A 24518-nucleotide genomic window follows, 5' to 3' on the forward strand; every position below is an offset into this window, starting at 1 on the left:
TGTGAAAAGTGCCCGCAAGGTTTAATCGACCTTGCGGGCTTTTTTTGCCCGTCTGACAGTGATTTCGGCCCTTTCCTGCGGACGATGGGACGATTGATCCCCTTCTGTTTGTCGCCGTTCCTGACTAATGTGTGCTTGACGCTTCTACGCTGGGAGATCCATGGATGACCGCAAGACCTGACCCCACGCTCATGCCTCACACGCCTGTACCGGCGTTGCCGATGCAAGGGTTGATCGCCGTGATCGCGCCTGCCGGCCCTGCAGCGCTTGACACCGGCAAGGCCATCGCCTGGATGCGCGCACGTGGTTATTCGCTGCGGATATTTCCGGGGGTGTTCGAGAAGGATGGCTACCTCGCCGGCAGCGACGATATACGACTCAATGACCTGCACGCGGCGTTCACCGACCCGGAGGTCGATGCCATCATTTGCCTGCGTGGCGGTTACGGCACGCCTCGGTTGCTTGATCGCGTCGACTTTCAGTTGCTGCGCCACCACGCCAAGCCATTCATCGGCTACAGCGACATCACCGCGCTGCATTTGGCGATCAGCCGTTATGCGGGTTTTGTGACCTTCCATGGCCCGCTGCTCAACGCCGATCTGCTGGGTGAGCGGCTGCCACCTACCGAAACCTCTTTTTTCAATATGCTCAGTGGGCAATGCAGGGCCGGTAGTGTGCTCATGCATCCGATTGGCCGCCCGTTGACGACGATCGTACCGGGTGTCGCTCATGGGCGCCTGCTCGGTGGCAACCTGTCGATGATTGCCGCGACGATGGGTACGCCCTACCAGATCGATGCCGAGGGCGTCATTCTGTTCATCGAAGATATCAACGAGCCGCTGTATCGCATCGACCGGTTGCTGACCCATCTGCGTCTTGCGGGGACCCTGCACAAGCTGCGTGGGGTGCTGGTGGGGGACATCGCGGGAGTTGAGGTGGTCGCGCTGGAGCGCTTGCTCAAGCAGACGTTCGAGCCATTGCTGATTCCGGTGCTGTCCGGCTGGCGCAGTGGGCATTGCAACCCGAATCTGACGTTGCCGATGGGGGCGTTGGTGCGGCTGGATGCGGGGAACAAGGAATTGGTTTTGGAACAGGATGTGGTAATCAGATAAGTCGCGAATATCTTGAAAAGATCGCAGCCTGCGGCAGCTCCTACGGGGTTTTGTGTACACCCGTAGGAGCTGCCGCAGGCTGCGATCTTTTGCTTTTAGCGGTTACGCAAACCTTCCAGCAATTTGTGCGTCGGGTACCCATCCGCCGGCCAGCCAAACGACTGTTGGGCGCTGCGGATCGCCTTGCGCGTGTTGGCGCCAATGATCCCGTCGGCGGTGCCGGCATCGTAGTTTTGTGTGCTCAGCAGGTTTTGCAGCTCGATCCGCTCGGTACGGCTCAGTGGCAGGTCATCCTTTGGCCACGTGCCGCTGATCAGTCCCGCGCCATTGAAGCGTTCGGACAACAGGCTCACCCCCAAGGCGTAGGACGACGAGTTGTTGTACTTGAGGATCGCCCGGAAGTTATCGAGCACCAGGAACGCCGGTCCACGGTAACCGGCCGGCAGCAGCAAGGCCGCGGACAATTGCTCGGAGCCGGCCGGGACCTGCCCACCATTGGGCAGGGTAATTCCCAGTTGCCGCCATTCGGCGACGCTCTTGCGAGTCGTGCCGTCGGCCAGCAAGTAGTCGAACCCGCCTGGCAACTGCACTTCGAAGCCCCATGGCTGGCCTTTCTGCCAGCCTGAGCTTTGCAGGTAATGTGCGGTCGAGGCCAGGGCATCGGCCGAACTGCCCCAGATATCGCGGCGTCCGTCGCCATCGAAGTCCACGGCATGGGTGTTGTAGGTGGTCGGGATGAACTGGGTCTGGCCCATGGCGCCGGCCCAGGATCCGAGCATCTTCTCGGGTTCGATATCGCCTTGTTGCAGGATTTGCAGGGCGGCAATCAATTGTGCGTGGGCGAAAGCGGGGCGACGGCCTTCGTAGGCCAGGGTCGCCAGCGAGTTGATCACCGACTTGCTGCCCTGGAACTGGCCAAAGTTGCTTTCCATGCCCCACACGGCCACCAGCGCCTGACGATCAACGCCGTAACGCTGCTCGATGCTTTGCAGGATGTCGGCGTATTGGTTGACCAGCGACTGGCCTTTGCGTACCCGCAGCGGCGACAAGGCGCCGTCGAGGTATTCCCACACCGGTTTTGCGAATTCCGGTTGGCTGCGATCGGCACGAATCACACTGGGGTCGAAGCTGACATCGGCAAAAGCGCGATCGAACAGATCGGCGCGGATACCGGCGGCCAAGGCATCCTTGCGGAAACCCGCCTGCCATTCGGCGAAGGTCTGGGTGGGCGGGATGTCGAGGTTTTCACCGTTCGCAACCACAGGCGGAACAACCGCCGGGGCGGTGGCGACAGGGAGGGTCTGAAGCGGCTGGGCGTCGGCGGCGGTAGGTTTTTCCGCGCAGGCGACTAGCAAAACGAGGCTGGAGGCAGCAATCAATTGGCGCAAGTGCCAACGACGGGAAAGACAAAAGGGCATGCACGGGTCCAGGGAATACGGATCAGGTGCAGACCTTAACATGTTGAGCGGATGCTTGCCTTTCAGGCCGCCAGAAAGTAAGAAGCCTCCCAGCTGTCAGACTGGAAGGCTTCGCGGCGGTAGCTGCCTTTGCCCTTGGCGGGGCGTTCCTGGCGGCTGCGGAACAATGGCTGGGCGATGATGGATTTGGCCTTGTTGGGGCCATGCTTCGATGGCTTTTTGCTCATGGTGACTTCTCGCAAGTGAATGGATTTTGCGAGGCGAATCATCGGCCGAAGTTGAAAGGCTGTCCAGTCCCGATGTCTGTCTGAAAAAGCGCCGCTCTTTGTAGGAGCGAGCTTGCTCGCGAAGCACTTGAGGGCGCCGCGTTAAATCAGAACGTCTGCGTTATCGTTAACGACCTTCGCGAGCAAGCTCGCTCCTACAAGGTGCGGGGTTACTCAGCGGGCAGGGTCAGGCGCTGCCCAGCCATCAGCAACGTCAACCGGCTCAAACTCATCCACGGCGAACCGGCCGCCTGGCCTTTGATCTGCGCATCAATGCGTTGCGCTTCGAGCAGCAGTTGCGCCCAGCGTTGTGCCGAGTAGCGCTGCAGGGCTTTGCTCACCAACGGCTTGCGTTTGTCCCAGACCGGAGGCTTGGCCTGGCTGAAGGCCTTGTCCAGCGGCGTCCCCTGGCTGTATTGCAGCGAAATGTTGGCCAGCAGGCGCAACTCCCGGGCCAGGGCCCAGAGAATCACCGGCGGCTCGACGCCTTCACCGCGTAAGCCTTCGAGCATGCGCAACGCATGGGCCGCTTCACCATTGAGCACCGCATCGGTCAGGCCAAAAACGTCGAAGCGCGCACTGTCGGCCACCGCTGCCTGTACAGTTTCAACGGTGATCTGACCCCCCTCGGCCATCAGTTTGAGCTTTTCGATTTCCTGGGCGGCGGCCAGCAAATTGCCCTCGACCCGCGCCGCGATCAGCTCAACGGCGTCCTGGCTGGCGGAAAGCCCGGCCTGGGACAAACGTTGGCGGATCCAGCTTGGCAGCTGGGCGACATCGACTGGCCAGATCTGCACGAACTGGGTCTGTTGTCCTTCGACCAGCGCTTTGCCCCACTTGGTTTTCTGCGCGCTGCCATCGAGTTTCGGCAGGCTGATCAGCAGTACGGTGTCGTCAGCCGGGCGCGAGCAGTACTCGATCAGTGCGGCGGCACCTTTGTCGCCGGGTTTGCCGGAAGGCAAGCGCAGTTCCAGCAGGCGCTTTTCGGCGAACAGTGACATGCTGGCACCGGCTTGCAGCAACGTCCCCCAGTCGAAACTGGCGTCGGCGGCAAACACCTGGCGCTCATCGAATCCCTGCTGACGGGCGGTAGTGCGAACAGCGTCGGCCGCCTCCTGGCACAGCAACGGGTCATCGCCGCTGATGATGTAGACCGGCGCAAGGGCGCCTTGCAGGTGTTTGGCGAGTTGGGCGGGGGCGAGCTTCATAAGAGAGGGCGAACGGGGCGCCTGAGCACCCCGTAAGTCTTACTGCTGCGGCAGTTCGACAGGCGACTGACGCGGGGTATCCGCTTCAGCCTTCTTTGCCGCTTCCAGTGCTGCGGCATCAGCCTTGGCCTTGGCTTCGGCAGTCTGCTGCAACTGATCCAGTTGGCCAGGGCTCAGTTGTTGCAGGCGCAGCATCATGCGCTGAACCAGCTCGCGGCGGGCCTCTGTCCGGGCCGTTGCGGCTTCCTGGTCGGAACCCACCAGGTTGTTGCCGTCGTGCATGTAGATTTTCTGCACTTCAAGCTTGTCGCTCATCAGTGGCAGGTCACCGCGACCAAGGATGTCGTAGTTCAATACGGTGGTCACCTGGTACTCGCCAGCACGACCGGCACCAGCGTAGCTGAGGATACGTTGGCTTTCCTGCTCATTGGTCAGCACCAGTTTGTAAGGTGCGCCGTTAAAGACCTTGACGCCGCTGCCTTCCAGTGTCTGACGCAACTGGGTCACGGTTGGACCATAGGCGTTACGGGCGCTCAGGTCGAGTTCCTTGATCGCCAGTTCGTCGGTGCCGGTGCCGCGCAGCTGGAAACCGCAGGCGCTCAACAGAACCGCGAGGCCCATCACCAGCAGATTGCGTTTGATCATCTTGTTGCTCCCCTTGAAACCATGTGGGCCGATCAAGCGGCCCGAAAGGTTTTACTCGGCGCCAGGCTCACCTGGCGCCCGATCCAATTAGCTGGCGACGATATTGACCAGTTTCCCGGGCACTACGATCACTTTACGGATGGTCAGGCCGTCGACGAAGCGCAGGACGTTCTCGTTGGCGCGGGCGGCTGCTTCGACTTCTTCGCGGCTGGCACTGGCGGGCATTTCGATCTGGCCACGCAGCTTGCCGTTGACCTGGATGACGAGCGTCAGGCTGTCCTGCACCAGTGCGCTGTCGTCCTGCACCGGCCAACCGGCGTCGATCACAGGATCAGCGTGACCCAGTTGATTCCACAGTTCGTGGCTGATGTGCGGCGTGATCGGAGCCAGCAGCAGAGTCACGGTTTCCAGACCTTCGTGAATCAGTGCGCGATCCTGCCCGGTGCCTTGCGCGGCTTTTTCCAGCACGTTCATCAGCGTCATCACCTGGGCGATGGCGGTGTTGAATTTGTGGTTCTGGCCGACGTCCTGGCTGGCCTGCTTGATGGCCAGGTGGATCGAACGACGAACGGCTTTCTGCTCGTCATTCAGGCTGGCGACGTCCAGTTTGCCCGGCAGGCCCTGGGTGACGTGGGCTTGAGCCAGACGCCAGACACGCTTGAGGAAACGGTGCGAACCTTCCACGCCGGAGTCAGACCATTCCGCGCTCATGTCAGGCGGCGAGGCGAACATCATGAACAGGCGGCAAGTGTCTGCACCGAACTGGTCGATCATCGACTGTGGGTCGACACCGTTGTTCTTCGACTTGGCCATCTTCTCGGTGCCGCCGATTTCCACCGGCAAGCCGTCAGCTTTCAACTTGGCGCTGATAACCTTGGCCTTGCTGTCACGCTCAAGCTCGACGTCCGCCGGGTTGAACCAGGTGTAAGCGCCATTGGCTTCGCGACGATAGTAAGTCTCGGCGATTACCATGCCCTGGGTCAGCAGGTTCTTGAACGGCTCGTTGGAGCTCACCAGGCCTTCGTCACGCATCAATTTGTGGAAGAAGCGCGCGTAGAGCAGGTGCAGGATCGCGTGTTCGATACCGCCGATGTACTGATCCACCGGCAGCCAGTGGTCGGCTGCGGATTTTTCCACGAGGCCACCTTCAAAGTGCGGCGAGGCGTAGCGGGCGTAGTACCACGACGACTCGACGAAGGTGTCCATGGTGTCGGTTTCACGCTTGGCAGGCTGGCCGCATTTAGGGCAGCTGCACTCGTAGAACTCAGGCATGCGCGCCAGTGGCGAGCCGGCGCCGTCCGGCACCACGTCTTCCGGCAGTACGACCGGCAATTGATCTTCCGGTACCGGCACATCACCGCAGGTGTTGCAGTGGATGATCGGGATCGGGCAGCCCCAGTAGCGCTGACGGCTGATGCCCCAGTCGCGCAGGCGGAACTGGGTGCGCGAGGCGCCCAGTTCTTTCTTGATCAGAGCGACTTCGATGGCGTCGAAGGCACCCGCGAAGTCGAGGCCGTCGAACTCGCCGGAATTGATCAGCGTGCCGTACTCGCCGTAGGCGTCTTGCCATGGCTGCGGGTTGCTATCGCCAGAACTGGTGCGCACGACCGATTTAACCGGCAGGTTGTACTTGTGGGCGAACTCGAAATCGCGCTCATCGTGGGCCGGAACCGCCATCACCGCGCCATCACCGTAGTGCATCAGCACATAGTTGGCGACCCATACCGGCAGTTTTTCGCCGGTCAGCGGGTGCTCGACGAACAGGCCGGTCGGCAGGCCTTTTTTCTCCTGGGTGGCGACGTCGGCTTCCGCCACGCTGCCGCCCTTGCATTCAGCGATGAACGCTTGCAGCTCAGGATTGTTCTGTGCAGCGAGGGTGGCGAGGTGGTGTTCGGCGGCCACGGCGACGTAGGTCGCTCCCATGAGAGTGTCCGGACGGGTGGTGAAGACTTTCAGCACGCCCGCTTCGCCGATGGAATCGACGTTGTATGGGAACTGCACTTCCATGCCGCGGGATTTGCCGATCCAGTTGCGCTGCATGGTCTTGACCTGTTCAGGCCAGCCCGGCAGGTCGTCGAGGCTCTCCAGCAGCTCATCCGCGTAGGCGGTGATCTTGAAGTAGTACATCGGGATTTCGCGCTTTTCGATCAGCGCGCCGGAACGCCAGCCGCGACCGTCGATCACTTGCTCGTTGGCCAGGACGGTCTGGTCGATCGGGTCCCAGTTCACGGTGCCGCTTTTTTTGTAAATCACACCTTTTTCGAACAGGCGGGTGAACAGCCATTGTTCCCAGCGGTAGTAATCGGGCTTGCAGGTGGTCACTTCGCGCGACCAGTCCACCGCCAGGCCCAGGCTGCGCAGCTGGGTCTTCATGTAGGCGATGTTTTCGTAGGTCCACTTGGCGGGCGCTACGTTGTTCTTCATCGCGGCGTTTTCCGCCGGCATGCCGAAGGCGTCCCAACCCATGGGTTGCAGAACGTTCTTGCCTTGCATGCGCTGGTAGCGGGAGATCACGTCGCCGATGGTGTAGTTGCGCACGTGCCCCATGTGTAGCTTGCCGCTGGGGTAAGGGAACATCGACAGGCAGTAGTAAGTCTCCTTGCCTGGCTGTTCACTGACTTCAAAGGACTTTTGCTCGTCCCAGAACGACTGGGCGGCGGCTTCGATTTCACGGGGCTGATATTGTTCGTGCATGGCTACTTTTGAACTGAATAGGGGTGGCCTAATCCTCTTCAATGCAACGCTGGACGGTGAACACGCCACATTGGCGTTTTCGAGGCCCAGCCGAGCTGGAAGTGGAGTTACAGGAAGCGCCGTAGCATACATGACCGCGCTCTACCGAGGGAAACCCTGATTGCTGCCGCACGTCCAGCAAAAACCGCTGCGAGGGCCGTTGGTCGCGGCGTTCAGCCGGTTTGTTCATGGAAGCTAAGCTCTAACTGGGGAGTAGGTCTTATCTTCCAATGAGGTGAGGGATGGTTGAGTCTCAGCAAAAAGCTACAAAACCGGAGCTGTACGAAAGGCTGATCGATCGTTTGGCCTTGGCCCTGGACGCGGCAAGAACCGCTGGCCGGTTGCGCGACGAACACCCTCTGGAACTGGAACTGCGTGGTCTGAGCCCCGCAGAGTTTGCACTGGTCAAGGCGTATCTGGATCGCAGTGAGCGTGAGACGCACGGATGCTTGTCAGAGGCGGTAAAGCAACTCGACGTACCACGTTCGGCCAAGATTATCTGGCTCAAGGACAAGGTTCCCGGCAGAGACGCGGTAAAGGTCCGGTCTTTCCAGTTCAAATAGGGCACAGAGCCTTGCTCCATGCATTTTTGAAATATAGTCCTTGCGTAATGATTGTCGCATTGCTCCAACCCACTTAGGCTTCGGGCATCTCCGGGAGATGCTCAATGCCTTTTCGTTATTTCGTAAAACAACTTCTTTTGCCACCCGGCATTCTATTGCTGCTGCTTTTGCTTGCCTGGTGGTTGCGCCGATCCAGGCCGAGGCTTGCCGGTGCGTGCTTTGCGCTGGGCCTGGGGGGCTTCTGGCTGATGAGCCTGCCGGTGGTGGTGCAGTGGAGTGCCGGCCTGCTCGAGCGGGAGCCACCGCTGGCCCGCGATGAATGGGCAGTCCTGGGGCAGCGCGCGGATGCGATCGTGGTCCTCGGCTCGGGGCGCGAACGCGGTGACGTGGCCTGGGGCGCCGACCAGCCCACGGGCGTCGGCCTGGAGCGCCAGCGCTTTGCCGCGCGGCTGGCCAAGGCTTCCGGCTTGCCGGTGCTGACCAGCGGCGGCTTGCATTACGGCACGCCACCCAGCGAGGCGCAGATGATGGCTGACTCCTTGGGCGATGATTTTGGCGTGAACGTGCGTTGGCAGGAAGGGCGCAGCCGCACGACCTGGGAAAATGCGCAGTTCAGCGCCGAAGTGCTGCTGCCACAGGGCGTCAAACGTGTGGTGCTCGTGACCCATGCCGCGCATATGCCACGAGCGGTCTGGAGTTTTCGCAAGGCCGGGTTTGAGGTGGTGCCGGCGCCGGTAGGGTTTCTGGGCGGCGACAACGCACGGCCACTGGGTGGCTGGATGCCGGAGTTCAAGGCGATCTGGCAGAACGGGCAATTGATGAACGAGGCGGTGGGGCAGATCGGTTATTCGTTGTTTTACCGATAAAGATCAAAAGATCGCAGCCTGCGGCAGCTCCTACAGTTGGAATGCAATCCCTGTAGGAGCTGCCGCAGGCTGCGATCTTTTCTAGACGGTCTTGGCCATCCGGCTCGCAATCAGCGCCCAGCCGAACAACAGCACGCAGACAATGAGCAATGGCCACGAACGCCATTCCAGGTACGGCGTCAGGTTATGCATCGGCACCACTTCGCCATACAGGATGCCGCGTTCGAACTGCGGGATCTGATCGGTAATCTGACCAAACGGGTTGATCAGGCCGGATACGCCGTTGTTGGTGGCGCGGATCATCCAGCGGCCGGCCTCCAGTGCACGCATCTGCGCCATCTGCAGGTGTTGCAGGGGGCCGATGGAGGTGCCGAACCAGGTGTCGTTGCTGATGGTCAGCAGCAGGTCGCTGCGGGCGGCAAGGCTGGCAGCGAACTCCGGATAAACCACTTCGTAGCAGATGAACGGCGCGATCTGATAACCCTTGGCTTGCAGCAGCGGCTGGTCGGCCGGGCCGCGAGCGAAGTCCGACATTGGCAGGTCGAAGAATGCGATCAGCCCGCGCAGCATGTCCTGCAAGGGGACATATTCACCAAACGGCACCAGTTTTTGCTTCAGGTAAGTGCCGTCGCCTTCACCGGTAACCGTGATGCCATTGAAGAAACGCTTCTCGTGGCGTACTTCCATGCGCACCGGGACACCGGTAATGAACGCCGATTTACGTTCGGCCGCGAAGCCGCCCATCATGTTCAGGTAGCCCTCGGCGGACTCCTTGAGCACCGGAATCGCCGTTTCCGGCCAAATGAGAAGGTCGGCTCGCCTGGAGCTGAAACTCATGTCGCGGTACAAAGCCAGTTGCGCGTTGAGCTGCGCCGGGTCCCACTTCATGCTTTGTTCGACGTTGCCCTGAATGGCGGCGACGCTCAGTGGCGGCCCCGACGGGCTGGTCCAGGCATGATGTTTGAGGGCCATACCGACCAGCCATGGGCCGACCAGCAGCAATATACCGGCAGCGATGAAGCCTTTACGCCCCGTGCGAACCAGGCGCAAGCCGTTGTAGATCAGCGCAGCTGTCAGGGCCAGGGTAAAGGAAATCAGCCACATCCCGCCGATGGGAGCAAGCCCGGCCAGCGGGCCATCGAGCTGGCTGTAACCGGAATACAGCCACGGGAAACCTGTCAGGAACCAGCCACGGAAAGCTTCCTGACCAACCCACAGCGCAGCGAAGGCCAGTGCGTCGGCCAGCGGTGCCTCATTGCGACGCAGCCAGCGCGCCCAAATCCAGGCGGGCAGGGCAAAGAACCAGGCAATCGCCGCGGTGAAGATCAGCATCAGGAAGCCGGCCAGCAGCATCGACGCGCCGCCGAAGTGGTGAATGCTGTAGTAGATCCAGCTGGTGCCGGCACCGAACAGGCCGAAACCGAAACACCAGCCGCGACCCAACGCCTGGCGTGGGCTCAGTTCGCGCAAACCGGCATAGAACAGGCCGACGGCGAGCAGTGCCAGTGGCCAGATATCGAACGGCGCCAGGGCCAGGGTGGTGATTGCACCGGCCGCCACGGCCAGCAGGTTACCGGGCCAGCCGGGGCGGGTTGTCCAGCGCATTTCAATCCTTAGCGAGCAATGGGCGTCAGGCGAAGCAAGTGAATCCGACGGCTGTCGGCGTTCAGGATGCGGAAACGGTACGGGCCGATTTCGGTGATTTCGTTACGTTTTGGCAAATGCCCGAACGCGCTCATCACCAGGCCGCCAACGGTGTCGAATTCATCGTCGGAGAACTCGCTGTCGAAAAAGTCGTTGAAGTTCTCGATCGGTGTCAGGGCCTTGATCAGGAAATCACCGCTGGGCAGCGGCTTGATGTAGCTGTCTTCTTCGACGTCGTGTTCGTCTTCGATGTCGCCGACGATTTGCTCCAGCACGTCTTCGATGGTCACCAGACCGGCCACGCCGCCGTACTCGTCGATGACGATGGCCATGTGATTGTGGTTGGCACGGAATTCGCGTAGCAGCACGTTAAGGCGCTTTGATTCCGGCACGAAGGTGGCCGGGCGCAGCAGGTCCTTGATGTTGAAATTGTCGCCGTTCTCCTTGAGGATCAACGGCAACAAGTCCTTGGCCAGCAACACGCCCATCACGTCATCGTGGCTTTCGCCGATCACCGGGTAGCGGGAGTGGGCCGAGTCGACCACGGCTGGCAGGAACTCGCGGGGTGTCTGGGTCGCCTTGATGCTGACCATTTGCGAGCGCGGGACCATGATGTCCCGAACCTGCAAGTCAGCCACCTGGATGGCGCCTTCGACGATGGCCAGCGCTTCGCTGTCCAGCAGTTTGTTCTGGTGTGCATCGCGCAGCAGCTCCAGCAGCTCCTGGCGGTTTTTCGGCTCGTGGGCAAAAGCCTGGGTGAGCTTACCCAGCCATGACTTCTGCCCGTTGCTCGATCGATCTTCGCTCATAGCGATTACTCTGAATCCTTTGTTGTTTCGGTAGGGGATGCGTCGGTTTCGTCGTCCGCGTACGGATCGGGAAAGCCCAGTTCTGCAAGCAACGTTCGTTCCAGTGCTTCCATCTCTTCGGCTTCGTCGTCATCAATGTGGTCGTAACCGAGCAGATGCAAGCAGCCGTGAATCACCAGGTGTGCCCAATGGGCCTTGAGCTCCTTGCCCTGTTCGGCGGCTTCGCGCTCGACCACGGCCACGCAGATCACCAGATCGCCCAGCAGCGGGATGTCGAGGAACTCATCCGGCACATCGGCCGGGAATGACAAGACGTTAGTTGCGTAATCCTTTTGCCGCCAGGTGTGGTTCAGCTCGCGGCCTTCGGCTTCGTCGACCAGTCGAATGGTCATCTCCGAGTCGGCGGTGCGCTGGCGCAAAGCCAGTTCGCACCACTGGCGGAATTCGGCTTCGCTGGGGGCGAGGGCTTGGGTGGCGATTTGCAGGTCAAGCTCAAGCATCGCGGCGGCTATCCTTGGCGGCGGCATCATCGGCCGCTTTGGTTTCGAAGCGCTCGTAGGCTTCGACAATCCGTTGCACCAGTGGATGGCGCACGACGTCCTTGGGCTGGAAATGGGTGAAGCTGATTCCCGGCACTTCCTTGAGCACTTCGATCACATGGTGCAGGCCGGATTTGGTGCCGCGTGGCAGGTCGACCTGGGTGATGTCCCCGGTAATGACGGCCGTGGAGCCGAAGCCGATCCGGGTCAGGAACATCTTCATCTGCTCGACCGTGGTGTTCTGGCTTTCGTCGAGAATGATGAAGCTGTTGTTCAACGTACGGCCGCGCATGTAGGCCAGCGGCGCGACTTCGATCACCTGGCGTTCGATCAGCTTGGCGACGTATTCGAAGCCGAGCATTTCGTAGAGCGCGTCGTAGAGCGGGCGCAGGTACGGGTCGATTTTCTGTGCGAGGTCGCCGGGCAGGAAGCCGAGTTTTTCACCCGCTTCGACCGCCGGACGCACCAGCAGGATGCGGCGGATCTGCTCGCGCTCCAGCGCATCGACCGCGCAAGCCACGGCCAGATAGGTCTTGCCGGTACCGGCCGGACCGATGCCGAAGTTGATGTCGTTACCGAGGATTTCCTTCACGTAGCGCACCTGATTCAAGCCGCGGGGGCGAATCATGCCTTTCTTGGTGCGCAGGGCCACGGACGGTTCGGCGGGGGCGTGGTTGTCCAGCTGTTCGACGGCCGATTCCTGCAGGAACAGGTGAACCATGTCCGGCGACAGCTCGGTACCCTTGGTTTCCCGGTACAGGCGGCGCAGGAGGTTTTCCGCGGAGGTGGTGTGTTTGGGTTCGCCGATCAGCTCGAACTGGTTTCCGCGATTGCGGATCTCGATGGTCAGGCGCTGTTCGATCAAGCGCAGGTGCTCGTCGAATTGCCCGCACAGATTGGCGAAGCGACGAGCTTCAAAAGGCTCGAGGATGAAACGATGTGGTTCTATGGGTGCGTTCAAGGTCGTATTTAGCCGCCCTGGGGCAATTGGGATGAATCAAGGATAGCGCCAGTGGCGTGGGCGCGAAAGCTCTTAAATCAGGCAGCCTGATTCCTGCCTCTGGCGCGGACTCTGTAGGAGCGAGCTTGCTCGCGAAGGGCTTGAATGCCCCTCGTTCATTCAGGATGCACGCGTCATCGTTGACGACCATCGCGAGCGGGCTCGCTCCTACACCAGCGAACCCCGCAGCGAATGCGGCTGCGCGGCATCGATGTGCACGTCCGCGAACTGGCCGATCAGGGTCGGGTTGTCGCAGCGGAAGTTGACGATACGGTTATTCTCGGTGCGGCCTTGCAGCTCGCCCGGGTCTTTTTTCGAGTAATCGGTCACCAGGATCCGCTGGATCGAACCAACCATTTGTCGGCTGATCTCGAAGCCTTGCTGATTCAAGCGATGTTGCAGGGCATTCAGGCGCTCTTTTTTCAACTCTTCCGGAGTGTCATCGGCCAGGTCGGCGGCCGGTGTGCCCGGGCGCTGGCTGTAGATGAACGAGTAGGAAAAGTCGAAGCCGACGTCGGCAATCAGCTTCATGGTTTGCTCGAAGTCTTTCTCGGTCTCGCCCGGGAAGCCGACGATGAAATCCGAGCTGATGCAGATCCCCGGCACGGCGGCGCGCAGTTTGCGCAGTTTGGATTTGTATTCCAGTGCGGTGTGGTTGCGCTTCATCGCGGCGAGGATGCGGTCCGAGCCCGACTGCACCGGCAAGTGCAGATGCTTGACCAGTTCCGGCACGTCGGCGTGGGCCTGGATCAGGCTGTCGGAGAACTCCAGCGGATGCGACGTGGTGTAACGGATGCGGTCGATGCCGTCGACCGCGGCGACCACGCGGATCAGTTCGGCCAGATCCGCCAGGCGTCCGTCATGGGTGAGGCCGCGATAGCCGTTGACGTTCTGCCCCAGCAACGTCACTTCGCGCACGCCGTTTTCGGCCAGGTGGATGATCTCGGCAAGCACATCGTCGAACGGCCGGCTGACCTCTTCACCGCGGGTGTAGGGCACCACGCAGAACGTGCAGTATTTGCTGCAACCTTCCATCACCGACACGTAAGCGCTCGGGCCGTCGATGCGCGGTTCGGGCAGATGGTCGAATTTTTCGATTTCCGGGAACGAGACGTCGACTTGCGGCAGCTTGCTGATGCGCGCGGCGTCGATCATTTCCGGCAGGCGGTGCAGGGTCTGTGGGCCGAAGACCACGTCGACGTACGGCGCGCGATCGCGGATGGCCGCGCCTTCCTGGCTGGCCACGCAACCGCCGACCGCGATCACCATGTCCGGGTTGGCCAGCTTCAGTTCGCGCCAGCGGCCGAGCTGGGAGTAGACGCGATCCTGGGCACGTTCGCGGATCGAACAGGTGTTGAGCAGGATCACGTCGGCGTCTTCAGCGCGGGCGGTGACTTCCAGGGCCTGATGTTCGCCCAGCAGATCGACCATGCGCGAGCTGTCGTACTCGTTCATCTGGCAACCGTGGGTTTCGATGTAAAGCTTCTTGGCCATGGAATAGAGTCATCATCTGATTCAAAGAACCGCGCATTATAGGGAACATGTACCCAGGTTCCTACCGCTGCGCGTCCGATGGCTATGCTATAGTTCGCGCCCTCATTTTTATCCCCCGATGTGTTGCTCGCCCGCCATGACCAAACGTGAAGCTCCAATCTACAAGGTGATTTTCCTCAACCAGGGCCAGGTGTTCGAAATGTACGCCAAGCAGATCTATCAAAGTGATCTGTGGGGCTTTCTGGAAGTGGAAGAGTTCGTCTTTGGCGAGCGCACGCAAGTGGTCGTCGATCCGAGCGAAGAAAAGCTCAAGGCTCAGTTCGAAGGCGTGGTGCGCAGCTTTGTGCCGATGCATTCGATCGTGCGTATCGACGAAGTCGAGCGTATGGGAACACCGAAAATCAGCGAAGCCCGTGGTGCGGTCGGCAATGTAATGCCGTTTCCGATGCCAATGCCTGAGAAGTAAGTAGCAGCGGCTAGAGAGGCTTGTTGTGGCGAGGGAGCTTGCTCCCGCTCGGCTGCGAAGCAGTCGCAAGACCGAAACGCGCGGTGTGTCAGGCAGAGTGCGATTGCAGGGTTTAGGGCCGCTTCGCGCCCCAGCGGGAGCAAGCTCCCTCGCCACAACAAGCCACCTCGAAGTCTGCAGTATTCAGGGAAGAGGCGCGAAAGGCGTACGCCCGTCAGCGCTCTGCAATTCCATCAAATATTTGCGGAAAATTTGCCCGAGCACCTGGGTGGCGACTTCGAGTTCTTCGCGGGGCATCTTTTCGGTGACTTCGTCGGCGGTATCCAGGGCATCTTCGGCGCCGTTGACCGCCGCCATCTTCAGCAGGATGTACGCCTGAACGTTATTGGCCGGCACGCCTTCGCCGTGGAAGAACATGGTGCCGAGCTTGAATTGTGCCTGGGCGTGGCCTTGCAGCGAGGCTTTTTCGAAATAGCTCAGGGCTTGATTGAGGTCGCGCTGCGCGTTTTTACCTTCGTAGTAGAACTCACCCAACTCGTATTGCGCTTGTGCATCCCCTTCATCCGACGCTTTCTGGCAGGCGGCGAGCGCCTGTTCCAGGTCTTGCGGCTGGGTATTGAGGGTGCAGCGACCCATCGCTGGGATTAACAACGAGTTGCCGCCTGCTTGTGCGTGCGCGAGCAGGGGCTGAAGAAGCAACAGGCAGCCCAGTGCAAGGGTGCGGCCGGTGCGGTTCATGGGAATCGACTTACCTCTGAAGGGCGCGCGGACCCATCGAGGGATCCAATAAGCGCGCATTATGAAATAAGCAGGGGCAACCTTACAAAGTCTTTACTCGTTTTTCTGCTGCGCGGGAAATATATCACCCGTTTTGCGAGGGATTTTTGCTGAAACTGTAGGAATACAGGCGGGCGTGTAGGTGAAAGCTGACGCCGGCAATGGCCAACGTCAGCGCCACAGCGTTATTTCAAGGCAGCGAAGGCGCGCTCGGCGGCATCCAGGGTCAGTTTCAGCTCGGCTTCGCCATGAGCGATCGAAGTGAAACCGGCTTCGAAGGCGCTCGGTGCCAGGTAGACGCCCCCTTCCAGCATCAGATGGAAGAAGCGACCGAACAGAGCAGCGTCGCTGGCCATCACGTCATCGAAGGTGACGATGTCGTCGGCGCCGCTGAAATACAGGCCGAACATGCCGCCGGCCTGGGTGGTCACGAACGGAATGCCGGCCGCATCGGCGCGCTGTTGCAGGCCGTCGAGCAGGCGAGTGGTGTAGTCGGTCAGCTCGGCATGGAAGCCCGGGCGGCTGATCAGGCGCAGAGTGGTCAGGCCGGCAGCCATCGCCAGCGGGTTGCCGGACAGCGTGCCGGCCTGGTAGACCGGGCCCAGCGGAGCGATGCGCTGCATGATTTCGCGCTTGCCGCCGAAGCAGCCGACCGGCATGCCGCCACCGATGATCTTGCCGAAGGTGGTCAGGTCCGGTGTCACGCCGTAGTACGCCTGGGCGCCACCGAGGGCGACACGGAAACCGGTCATCACTTCGTCGAAAATCAGCACCACGCCGTGCTTGTCGCACAGGGTCCGCAGGCCTTCGAGGAAACCCGGTGCCGGCGGCACGCAGTTCATGTTGCCGGCCACTGGCTCGACGATGATGCAGGCCACGTCCTGGCCGACTTCGGCGAGCATGGTTGCTACCGCGTCGATGTCGTTGAACGGCAGGGTCAGGGTGTGTTTGGCGAATGCCGCCGGTACACCGGCCGAACTCGGTACGCCCTGGGTCAGTGCGCCGGAGCCGGCCTTGACCAGCAGGCTGTCGGAGTGACCGTGGTAGCAGCCTTCGAATTTGATGATGCTGTCGCGGCCGGTGAAACCACGGGCCAGGCGAATGGCGCTCATGGTCGCTTCGGTGCCGGAGCTGACCATGCGCACCATTTCCATCGACGGCACGAGCGAGCAGACCAGGTCGGCCATCTGCGTTTCCATCTCGGTCGGGGCGCCGTAGGACAAACCGTGCTCAAGCTGTTTGCGCACGGCGTCCAGCACGTCCGGGTGGCTATGGCCGAGGATCATCGGGCCCCAGGAGCCGACGTAATCCACATAGCGCTTGTCGTCTTCGTCGGTGACGTAGGCGCCTTCGGCGTGCTTGAAGAACAACGGCGTGCCGCCGACGCTCTTGAACGCGCGAACCGGCGAGTTCACGCCACCGGGAATGTGTTTTTGGGCATTGGCAAACAGCGTTTCGGAACGAGACATGATCGGGCTCTCAAATCAGATTTTAAGCGACTTTAATAGAAAGCAATTCGTTGAAGGCGCGGGCGCGGCGGGTCACCTCGGCCGTGCTCTCGGCGCCAAACAGGCCATGCACCACCGCCAGCAGATCGACGCCGTGGGCCACCAGCGGGGCAGCGTTATCCAGGGTGATGCCGCCGATCGCGCAGATCGGCAGGTGCAACTGCTTGCGGGCCTGGTCGAGCAGCTCGAGGCTGCAGGTCGGCGCGCCGGGCTTGGTGTTCGAATTGAAGAAGCGGCCGAAGGCGACATAGCTGGCACCTTCTTTGGCAGCCTGTTCGGCCAATTCGAGCTGCGCGTGGCAGGTTGAACCGATGATCGCCTGACGCCCGAGCAGAGCACGGGCGGGAGTCAGTGGGCCATCGGTCTGACCCAGGTGCACGCCCACGTTCAGGCGGGCCGCCAACTCGGCGTCGTCGTTGATGATCAACTGCGTCTTATAGCGTTCGCACAGCCCGCGCAAGGCTTCGGCCTCACGCAGACGACGGGCCTCGTCGCTGCTTTTGTCGCGGTATTGCAGCAGAGTGACGCCGCCTTCAAGCGCCGCCTCCACGTACGAAAGAAATTTACCGGCCAGTAACTGACTGTCGGTAATGGCGTACAGGCCACGTAGTTTCATCGGACAAGCCTCTGCGCATTGCAAATAGAAGTTACGAACAGAAATCCAGTGGTAAACGACGCGGCACAAACTGGCCTTTACCCAACTGCTCGGCATCACGCAGGGTGCGCCATGTGTAGTTAAGCGCGGTCTGCACGGCGTTGGCGAGGTTTTCGCCCTGGGCCAGACGACCGGCCAGCGCACTGGCCAGGGTGCAACCGGAACCGTGATAACTGCCCGGCAAGCGCTGGCAGGTAAAGGTTTCGCGCAGGCCGTCGCGGCTGTACAGGCGATTGTGGATTTCGGTTTCGTCGCCATGGCCACCGGTGATCAACAGGTGTTTGACGAACGGCAGGAGTTTTTCAGCGCACTCGTCCGCAGTGCCTTCGGGCAGTTCGGCGAGGATCCGGGCTTCGGGAAGGTTAGGGGTCGCAATGATCGACAGGGGCAGCAGGCGTTCGCGCATGGCGTAGCCGACTTCGTCCTTGCCCAGGCGTCCGCCGCCGCCGGCACGCAGCACCGGGTCGCAGACCACCGGCAAGTGCGGGTGCGCCGAAAGCAGTTCGACCACGGTGTCGACCATTTCCAGGGAACCGAGCATGCCCAGTTTGACCGCGGCGACTTCGGAGTCGTTGAGCACGGCATTGGCCTGGGCCAGTACCCACTCACGGTCCAGGACGCGGAAGTCAGTGACATTGACGGTGTCTTGCACGGTCAGGGCGGTGACGGCCGGAGCCGCATGGCAACCCTGAGCGAGCAGGGCTTCGATATCTGCCTGCAAGCCGGCGCCACCACTTGGGTCGTGGCCGGAGAGACAGAGGACAACGGGGCGAGAGCTGTAGATATTCATGGTGCGCGAGCTTACCACCAAACATGTTTTTTCGGTGTGCGCACGCATCGGAGCCGATTGCGCTGCGATCTTTTGATCTTTCTGACCAAGCCAACAGCTCTAACTCAATCCGTGGCGCTGTAACGCCCGTTCTAGAGCCTTTGTAGGAAAAATTTCAATGGTGTTTAATGGCTATCAACGGCTATGCTAGAGTGGATCCAAACCAATAACAGGTAATACCGGTTTTACGTCTGCTCAAAAGGAATGGGGGGCTTCCTGACAGAACCGGACAGGCCACGCTGGGGCTTCAATGCACTATTTGCTGATGTTGCTGTTGTGTTTGCCCCTCCTGGCAAACGCCGTCGAGTTCGATGAGTTCACTCAAAGCCTCCCCTTGGGCCGAACCCTGCAGGTCTACGAGGATGCAGGTGGTCAGGCGAGCATCGCGGATATCCGTGCGCAAGCGGCGGCTGGCAACTTCAAAACGCACCAGAAAGACACGCTCAACGCCGGGTACTCGCGTTCGGTATTCTGGCTGAAAATCGACCTGCATTACCGTCCGGCCAATCCGGCGGCGCAACGGACCTGGCTGCTGGAATTGGCCTATCCGCCCCTCGATCATCTCGATCTCTATTTGCCCGATGCGGCCGGCAACTATCAGTTGGTCAGGCAGACCGGCGATGCCTTGCCGTTCGCCGGCCGCGAGATTCGTCAGAACAACTATTTGTTCGACCTGACGTTCAAGCCCGACCAGGCCGAAACCGTATTCTTGCGATTGCAAAGCGAAGGCTCGATCCAGGCACCGGTAACCTTGTGGTCGAGCACCGCCTACCTCGAAGATCAGCCTGCGCGCCTCTACGTATTGGGGCTGATCTACGGCGTGCTGCTGGGGATGCTGGTCTACAACCTGTTCATCTACCTCAGCGTGCGCGACACCAGTTACCTCTACTACATCTTCTATATCGCCTCGTTCGGCTTGTATCAGCTGTCGGTAAACGGTGCGGCTGTGCAGTATTTCTGGCCGGACAACCCTTGGTGGGCCAACGCCGCGACTCCGTTTTTCATCGGCTGTGCGGGGTTGTTCGGCAGTCAGTTCGCCCGAAGTTTCCTGCAAATGGCTACCCACAGTCGCTGGCTCGACCGCTTGTTGCTGGCGCTGGTTGCCTTCGGTGCGCTGGTGGTCGGACTGTCGTTGATGAGCAGTTACGCCCTGGCTCTGCGCCTGGCCACGGCACTGGCGCTGACGTTCACCGTGGTGATTTTTGCCGCCGGGATCTTTGCCTGGCTGCGGGGCCTGCGGGTGGCGCGGTATTTCATTATTGCCTGGTCGGCGTTTTTGCTCGGCGGCATCGTCAATACGCTAATGGTGCTGGGCTACCTGCCGAACGTGTTCCTGACCATGTATTCCAGCCAGATCGGCTCGGCCATCGAAGTGGCGTTGCTGTCCCTGGCACTGGCCGACCGCATCAACGACATGCGCGAGCAGCAGGCACAAACCCTGTTCGACGCCAGCCAGAAGCTTGAAGCGCTCAACCAGCAACTGGCTCGCAGCAACAAGCTCAAGGACGAGTTCCTTGCCACCCTGACCCACGAACTGCGCACGCCTATGAACGGTGTGATCGGTTCGCTGGAGCTGATGCAGACGGTCGAAATGGACCCGGAGCTCGAGCAGTATCAGCAGACGGCTGCGGGATCGGCGCGGGACATGATGCGCATGGTCAACGGCATCCTCACCCTCACCGAACTGCAGGCCGGTAAACTCAAGGCCTCGGCCGACATCTTCAGCTTGCGCGGCATGGTCGAGGCACTGCGCATGCAGTTCGAGGGCAACGCATCGAGTAAGTCGCTGGACTTCAAGGTCGATATCGCCCCAGGTGTGCCGGATCGCTTGCACGGCGACAACGTCAAGATCGCGCAGTGCCTGGAATGTCTGCTGGATAATGCCATCAAGTTCACCAGGGTCGGCGGCCTGGCCCTGCGGGTGACCGGCAAGGCCATTGAGCCCGACCGGCTGGCGTTGACCTTCGCGGTGATCGATACGGGCATTGGCTTCACTGATTTGGGGGAGGCCACGATGTATCAACGGTTCTTCCAGCTCGATGGCTCGATGACTCGTGAGTACGGTGGCCTGGGTGTTGGCCTGGCGATTTGCCGACAGTTGGTCGAATTGCTGGGTGGACGCCTGACGCATCGCACCGAGCCGGGACGCGGCAGCCGGTTTCAGCTGGATGTCGAAGTTGGGCTGCCGGTGGCCGAACGTCCGGTGATGCCGTTGATGACCCGGGATTTTCCGCGCCTGCGCTTGCCTCAGGATTGTGCCGTGCTGTTGGTGGATAACAACAGCATCAGCCAGTTGGTGATGCGCGGCATGTTGCTCAAGCTGGGGTTCCGCGTGCGTACGGCTGATAGCGCCAATGTCGCACTCGATCTCTTGCAACGCGAAGTGTTTGACGCGGTGCTGGTCGACTGTCAGTTGCCGCTGCAGGGCGGTGAGTCGGTGTGCTGCCAGATCCGCGCGTTACCGGGTTATGCCGAGCTGCCGTTGTTCATGATCGCTCTGGGCGGCGAGCGTGAACGCTGCCCGACCGGCGCGTTGATTGATCACTTGAACAAGCCGGTGAAATTCGAAGACTTGCAGGCCGCCCTCTACCGCCGTGTGCTCTGCTCGCAACAGGGCGAAAGCGCCGACAGTTAGGCGGATATGACACTTTGAACGGCCGAGGGGCGGTGCTTAACTGAAGTCCCTTGGCCGACCAAAGGAGCCCTGTCATGAACCTGCATCAGTTCGCCGAAACCCACGAAGTCACCAACCAGCCTCCGTCACTGGACGGCGTCAACCTGTACCGCATCGACTTGCCGTTGCAGGAATGGTCGCGGCGCTTCGGGGCCGGTTGGGCCGAGTCGCGGATCGACGCCTACGGCGCACTGGCCGGTGGCCCGTTGATGGAAGCCGGGTTCCTGGCCAATCAGAACAAGCCGGTGTTCAACAGCCATGACCGGTATGGTAATCGTATCGATCTGGTGGAGTTTCACCCGGCCTATCACGAACTGATGCGTACGGCAGTTGAGCATGGCTTGACCTCATTGCCCTGGGCTCATCCGCAGTCCGGCGCCCACGTGGCCCGCGCTTCCATGACTTACTTGCACAGCCAGGCCGAGGCCGGCAGCGGCTGCCCGCTGACCATGACCTTCGCCAGCGTTCCGGCCATGCGTCTGCAACCGGACCTGGCTGAAAAATGGCTGCCGAAAATCCTCGCCACCGAATACGATCCGCGCAACGTCGGCATGGCCCACAAGGCCGGGGTCACCATCGGCATGGCCATGACCGAGAAGCAGGGCGGCACCGATGTGCGGGCCAATACCACCAAGGCGTATCCGGTCGGTGCCAGCGGTCCGGGCCAGGCCTATGAGCTGGTGGGGCACAAGTGGTTTTGCTCGGCGCCGATGTGCGACGCGTTCCTGACACTGGCGCAGACCGACAAGGGCCTGACCTGTTTCCTGTTGCCGCGTCACCGCCCGGACGACACACGCAATCAGTTCTACATCCAGCGCCTGAAGAACAAGCTCGGCAACTGCTCCAACGCCTCCAGTGAAGTGGAGTTCCGTGGTGCGCTGGCGTGGATGGTCGGTGAAGAGGGCCGGGGTGTTCCAACGATCATCGAAATGGTCGCCATGACCCGCTTCGATTGCATGGTCGGTTCCAGTTCACTGATGCGTCAGGCGCTGACTCAGGCCAGCCATCACTGCGCTCACCGCTCGGTTGGCGGCAAACTGCTCAGCAAACAGCCGTTGATGCAGAACGTGCTGGCGGATCTGGCGCTGGAAAGTGAAGCCGCCCTGGCCTTGAGCCTGCGCATGGGGCGGGCACTGGATCATCTGGACGATTCGCAGGAAGCCAAATTCGCCCGACTGGTGACGGCGGTGGGCAAGTACTGGATCTGCAAGCGGGCGCCGGCCATGATCAACGAAGCCGCCGAATGCATGGGCGGCGCGGGTTATGTCGAAGAGAGCATCCTGCCGCGGCTTTACCGCGAGGCACCAGTGAATTCGACGTGGGAAGGCTCCGGCAACGTGCAATGTCTCGACGTGCTGCGTGCCCTGTCGAAAGAACCGGGTGTGCTCGACGCGCTGTTCAGTGAGTTGGGCGATGGCCATGGCGACAAGCGCCTGGCTGCGCACATCCATCAATTGCAGGCGGCCTTCAAGGACACCAGCGACATCCAATACCGCGCCCGCCAACTGACTGAAGACATCGCCTTGGGGTTGCAGGCCAAGTTGTTGCTGGAGGCCGGGAATGCGGTGGTCAGTGATGCCTTCATCGCCAGTCGTCTGGTGGGTGGCGGCCGAGTGTATGGCGCATTGCCACGAGGCCTGGACGTAGAAACCATTGTCGCCCGCTCGACCCCGCAAGGGTACTGATTGGTTAAAAAATCGCAGCCTGCGGCAGCTCCTACGGGTGCACGACGAGCCCTTGTAGGAGCTGCCGCAGGCTGCGATCTTTTTTGGCTGTTCCCGTGAAGCGACGATGCAGGCAAGATGAAGGTCTGCAAGTCAGAACACAGGATGCTGATCGTGACCGAAGCTTTTATTGTCGTTCAAACCGCCGAGCAAGCCGTGGATCGGCTTGCACTCTTGCACAATCGTGCAACCACCGCGCTGAGCCAGGCGCTCAAGCGTTACCTCAAGGATCGCGTCGAGCCTGATGCCGAGCAGCGAGCGCAGTTCCGTTATCCCGAGCTGCGCCTGACCTACCTTTGCCAGGGCGAAGTCCCGCAGACCACCCGTGCCTACGCCAAAGTCCAGTTGCCGGGCACCTACAGCGTCACGGTCACCCATCCGTCGGCATTCCGTAAGTACCTGCTGGAACAGCTGGTTCCGCTGATGCACGACTTCACCGTGACCGTGGAAGTCGGTGTCAGCGAGCAGAACATCCCGTATCCGTATGTGGTCGAGCAGGGCGATGAACTGGGGGGTTCCGGCGTCACCGCTGCCGTGCTGGCGCGGGTGTTCCCGAGTACCGACCTGTCGGCCGCGACCGATGGCATTGCCGACGGTTTGTACGATTGGGAAAACACCGATCCGCTGCCCCTGGCCCTGTTCGATGCCGCGCGGGTGGATTTCTCCCTGCGCCGACTGGTGCATTACACCGGCAGCGACTGGCGGCATGTGCAGCCGTGGATTCTGCTGACCAACTATCACCGCTACGTCGACCAGTTCATCGTCCATGGTCTGGAGCAACTGCGCAAAGATCCGCGCTTCGTGCGCATGGTGCTGCCGGGAAATGTGATCATCGAGAAGGGCATGGATCACGGCGAAGCCTCGGCGATTGCCGCCGGCGTGGTCTGGCACCGCTACCAGATGCCGGCCTATCACCTGATCGCCAGTGACGGCCACGGCGTGACGCTGGTCAACATCGGCGTCGGCCCGTCCAATGCCAAGAACATCACCGACCACTTGGCCGTGCTGCGCCCGCATTGCTGGTTGATGATCGGTCACTGCGGCGGTTTGCGTCAGTCGCAGACCATTGGCGACTACGTGCTGGCCCACGCTTACATGCGTCGCGACGGCATTCTCGACCGGGTGGTGCCGCCGAACATTCCGATTCCGGCGTTGGCCGAAGTGCAGCTGGCGCTTCAGCAAGCGGCGGCCAACGTCACCGGCGAGAAGGGCGACGAACTGAAGAAGCGCCTGCGTACCGGCACCGTGCTGACCTACGACGACCGTAACTGGGAACTGCGTTGGGCCCAGGAACGGCCGCTGATCAACCTGTCCCGCGCCGTGGCGGTGGACATGGAAAGCGGCACCATTGCAGCGCAAGGTTATCGTTTGCGGGTGCCATACGGCACGTTGCTGTGCGTCTCGGACAAGCCGTTGCACAGCGAAATCAAGCTGCCGGGTTCGGCCAACGCCTTCTATGAGCGCGCGGTCAGCCAGCACTTGAAGATCGGTATCGAGGCGGTGGATCTGTTGCGCACCGAGCTCAACTCACTGCACTCGCGCAAACTGCGCAGTTTCGACGAGCCGCCGTTCCGCTGATCGTTGTCAT

Annotated in this window: 21 protein-coding genes; 7 read left to right on the forward strand and 14 right to left on the reverse strand. The window is 61.0% G+C overall.

Going from position 1 to position 24518, the window contains the following annotated elements:
• Positions 1–164 precede the first annotated feature (164 nt).
• Positions 165–1112: an LD-carboxypeptidase gene (locus C8K63_RS08695; protein WP_108216344.1), complete on the forward strand. Its 948-nt coding sequence runs from the start codon at positions 165–167 to the stop codon at positions 1110–1112.
• A 95-nt stretch (positions 1113–1207) separates the two neighbouring features.
• Here C8K63_RS08695 and C8K63_RS08700 read toward each other — a convergent pair whose 3' ends face one another.
• From C8K63_RS08700 to leuS, 5 genes are all read right to left on the reverse strand, one after another.
• Positions 1208–2530, reverse strand: a complete 1323-nt coding sequence (locus C8K63_RS08700; protein WP_108216345.1) for a lytic murein transglycosylase — start codon at positions 2528–2530, stop codon at positions 1208–1210.
• 62 nt (positions 2531–2592) lie between these two features.
• A complete protein-coding gene (gene arfA, locus C8K63_RS08705; RefSeq protein WP_007990624.1) occupies positions 2593–2757 on the reverse strand; it encodes an alternative ribosome rescue factor ArfA in 165 nt (54 codons plus the stop codon).
• Positions 2758–2966: 209 nt separating this feature from the next.
• Positions 2967–4004 carry a DNA polymerase III subunit delta gene (gene holA, locus C8K63_RS08710; RefSeq protein WP_108216346.1) on the reverse strand — a complete coding sequence of 346 codons (1038 nt, stop codon included), beginning with the start codon at positions 4002–4004 and terminating at the stop codon, positions 2967–2969.
• 39 nt (positions 4005–4043) lie between these two features.
• A complete protein-coding gene (lptE, locus tag C8K63_RS08715; RefSeq protein WP_108216347.1) occupies positions 4044–4649 on the reverse strand; it encodes an LPS assembly lipoprotein LptE in 606 nt (201 codons plus the stop codon).
• An 87-nt stretch (positions 4650–4736) separates the two neighbouring features.
• Positions 4737–7343: a leucine--tRNA ligase gene (leuS, locus tag C8K63_RS08720; protein ID WP_108216348.1), complete on the reverse strand. Its 2607-nt coding sequence runs from the start codon at positions 7341–7343 to the stop codon at positions 4737–4739.
• 281 nt (positions 7344–7624) lie between these two features.
• On the opposite strand from leuS, the gene C8K63_RS08725 reads away from it, so the two are divergent.
• Positions 7625–7945, forward strand: coding sequence for a hypothetical protein (locus C8K63_RS08725; protein ID WP_108216349.1), 321 nt, complete (start codon positions 7625–7627; stop codon positions 7943–7945).
• Between the two features lie 104 nt (positions 7946–8049).
• Complete coding sequence (locus tag C8K63_RS08730; protein WP_108216350.1) at positions 8050–8811, forward strand: YdcF family protein; 762 nt, start codon at positions 8050–8052, stop codon at positions 8809–8811.
• Between the two features lie 81 nt (positions 8812–8892).
• Here the strand turns inward: C8K63_RS08730 and lnt are convergent, their stop codons facing one another.
• The 5 genes from lnt to miaB all read right to left on the reverse strand — a co-directional run bounded on the left by lnt (position 8893) and on the right by miaB (position 14297).
• The gene (gene lnt, locus C8K63_RS08735; protein ID WP_108216351.1) at positions 8893–10416 is read right to left on the reverse strand and encodes an apolipoprotein N-acyltransferase; all 1524 of its coding nucleotides are present in this window, start codon (positions 10414–10416) and stop codon (positions 8893–8895) included.
• An 8-nt stretch (positions 10417–10424) separates the two neighbouring features.
• Positions 10425–11264, reverse strand: a complete 840-nt coding sequence (locus C8K63_RS08740) for an HlyC/CorC family transporter (protein ID WP_108216352.1) — start codon at positions 11262–11264, stop codon at positions 10425–10427.
• A 5-nt stretch (positions 11265–11269) separates the two neighbouring features.
• The gene (ybeY, locus tag C8K63_RS08745; RefSeq protein ID WP_108216353.1) at positions 11270–11764 is read right to left on the reverse strand and encodes an rRNA maturation RNase YbeY; all 495 of its coding nucleotides are present in this window, start codon (positions 11762–11764) and stop codon (positions 11270–11272) included.
• Positions 11757–12764 (reverse strand): PhoH family protein, encoded by a 1008-nt coding sequence (locus tag C8K63_RS08750; RefSeq protein ID WP_108216354.1) that lies wholly within the window; start codon positions 12762–12764, stop codon positions 11757–11759. Before C8K63_RS08750 ends, ybeY begins: the two co-directional genes overlap by 8 nt.
• A 207-nt stretch (positions 12765–12971) precedes the next feature.
• The gene (gene miaB / locus C8K63_RS08760; RefSeq protein ID WP_108216356.1) at positions 12972–14297 is read right to left on the reverse strand and encodes a tRNA (N6-isopentenyl adenosine(37)-C2)-methylthiotransferase MiaB; all 1326 of its coding nucleotides are present in this window, start codon (positions 14295–14297) and stop codon (positions 12972–12974) included.
• 136 nt (positions 14298–14433) lie between these two features.
• Here miaB and C8K63_RS08765 point away from each other — a divergent pair, with 136 nt between their 5' ends.
• Positions 14434–14763: a DUF1820 family protein gene (locus C8K63_RS08765; protein WP_008052403.1), complete on the forward strand. Its 330-nt coding sequence runs from the start codon at positions 14434–14436 to the stop codon at positions 14761–14763.
• A gap of 183 nt (positions 14764–14946) precedes the next feature.
• Here the strand turns inward: C8K63_RS08765 and C8K63_RS08770 are convergent, their stop codons facing one another.
• The 4 genes from C8K63_RS08770 to C8K63_RS08785 all read right to left on the reverse strand — a co-directional run bounded on the left by C8K63_RS08770 (position 14947) and on the right by C8K63_RS08785 (position 18493).
• Complete coding sequence (locus C8K63_RS08770; RefSeq protein ID WP_108216357.1) at positions 14947–15501, reverse strand: tetratricopeptide repeat protein; 555 nt, start codon at positions 15499–15501, stop codon at positions 14947–14949.
• A 224-nt stretch (positions 15502–15725) separates the two neighbouring features.
• Complete coding sequence (gene hemL / locus C8K63_RS08775) at positions 15726–17009, reverse strand: glutamate-1-semialdehyde 2,1-aminomutase (protein WP_108216358.1); 1284 nt, start codon at positions 17007–17009, stop codon at positions 15726–15728.
• Between the two features lie 22 nt (positions 17010–17031).
• Positions 17032–17664, reverse strand: coding sequence for a thiamine phosphate synthase (gene thiE / locus C8K63_RS08780; RefSeq protein WP_108216359.1), 633 nt, complete (start codon positions 17662–17664; stop codon positions 17032–17034).
• A gap of 31 nt (positions 17665–17695) precedes the next feature.
• Positions 17696–18493 (reverse strand): hydroxymethylpyrimidine/phosphomethylpyrimidine kinase, encoded by a 798-nt coding sequence (locus C8K63_RS08785; protein ID WP_108216489.1) that lies wholly within the window; start codon positions 18491–18493, stop codon positions 17696–17698.
• A 289-nt stretch (positions 18494–18782) separates the two neighbouring features.
• Between C8K63_RS08785 and C8K63_RS08790 the strand changes: the two genes are divergently transcribed.
• The 3 genes from C8K63_RS08790 (at position 18783) to amn (ending at position 24508) form a co-directional block, all read left to right on the forward strand.
• Positions 18783–21167: a hybrid sensor histidine kinase/response regulator gene (locus C8K63_RS08790; RefSeq protein ID WP_108216360.1), complete on the forward strand. Its 2385-nt coding sequence runs from the start codon at positions 18783–18785 to the stop codon at positions 21165–21167.
• A 74-nt stretch (positions 21168–21241) separates the two neighbouring features.
• Positions 21242–22891 (forward strand): acyl-CoA dehydrogenase family protein, encoded by a 1650-nt coding sequence (locus tag C8K63_RS08795; protein WP_108216361.1) that lies wholly within the window; start codon positions 21242–21244, stop codon positions 22889–22891.
• A 117-nt stretch (positions 22892–23008) separates the two neighbouring features.
• Positions 23009–24508, forward strand: a complete 1500-nt coding sequence (gene amn / locus C8K63_RS08800) for an AMP nucleosidase (protein WP_177413224.1) — start codon at positions 23009–23011, stop codon at positions 24506–24508.
• Positions 24509–24518 lie beyond the last annotated feature (10 nt).

The sequence above is a fragment of the Pseudomonas sp. GV085 genome (assembly GCF_003050925.1).
In the GTDB taxonomy this organism is placed as follows: domain Bacteria; phylum Pseudomonadota; class Gammaproteobacteria; order Pseudomonadales; family Pseudomonadaceae; genus Aquipseudomonas.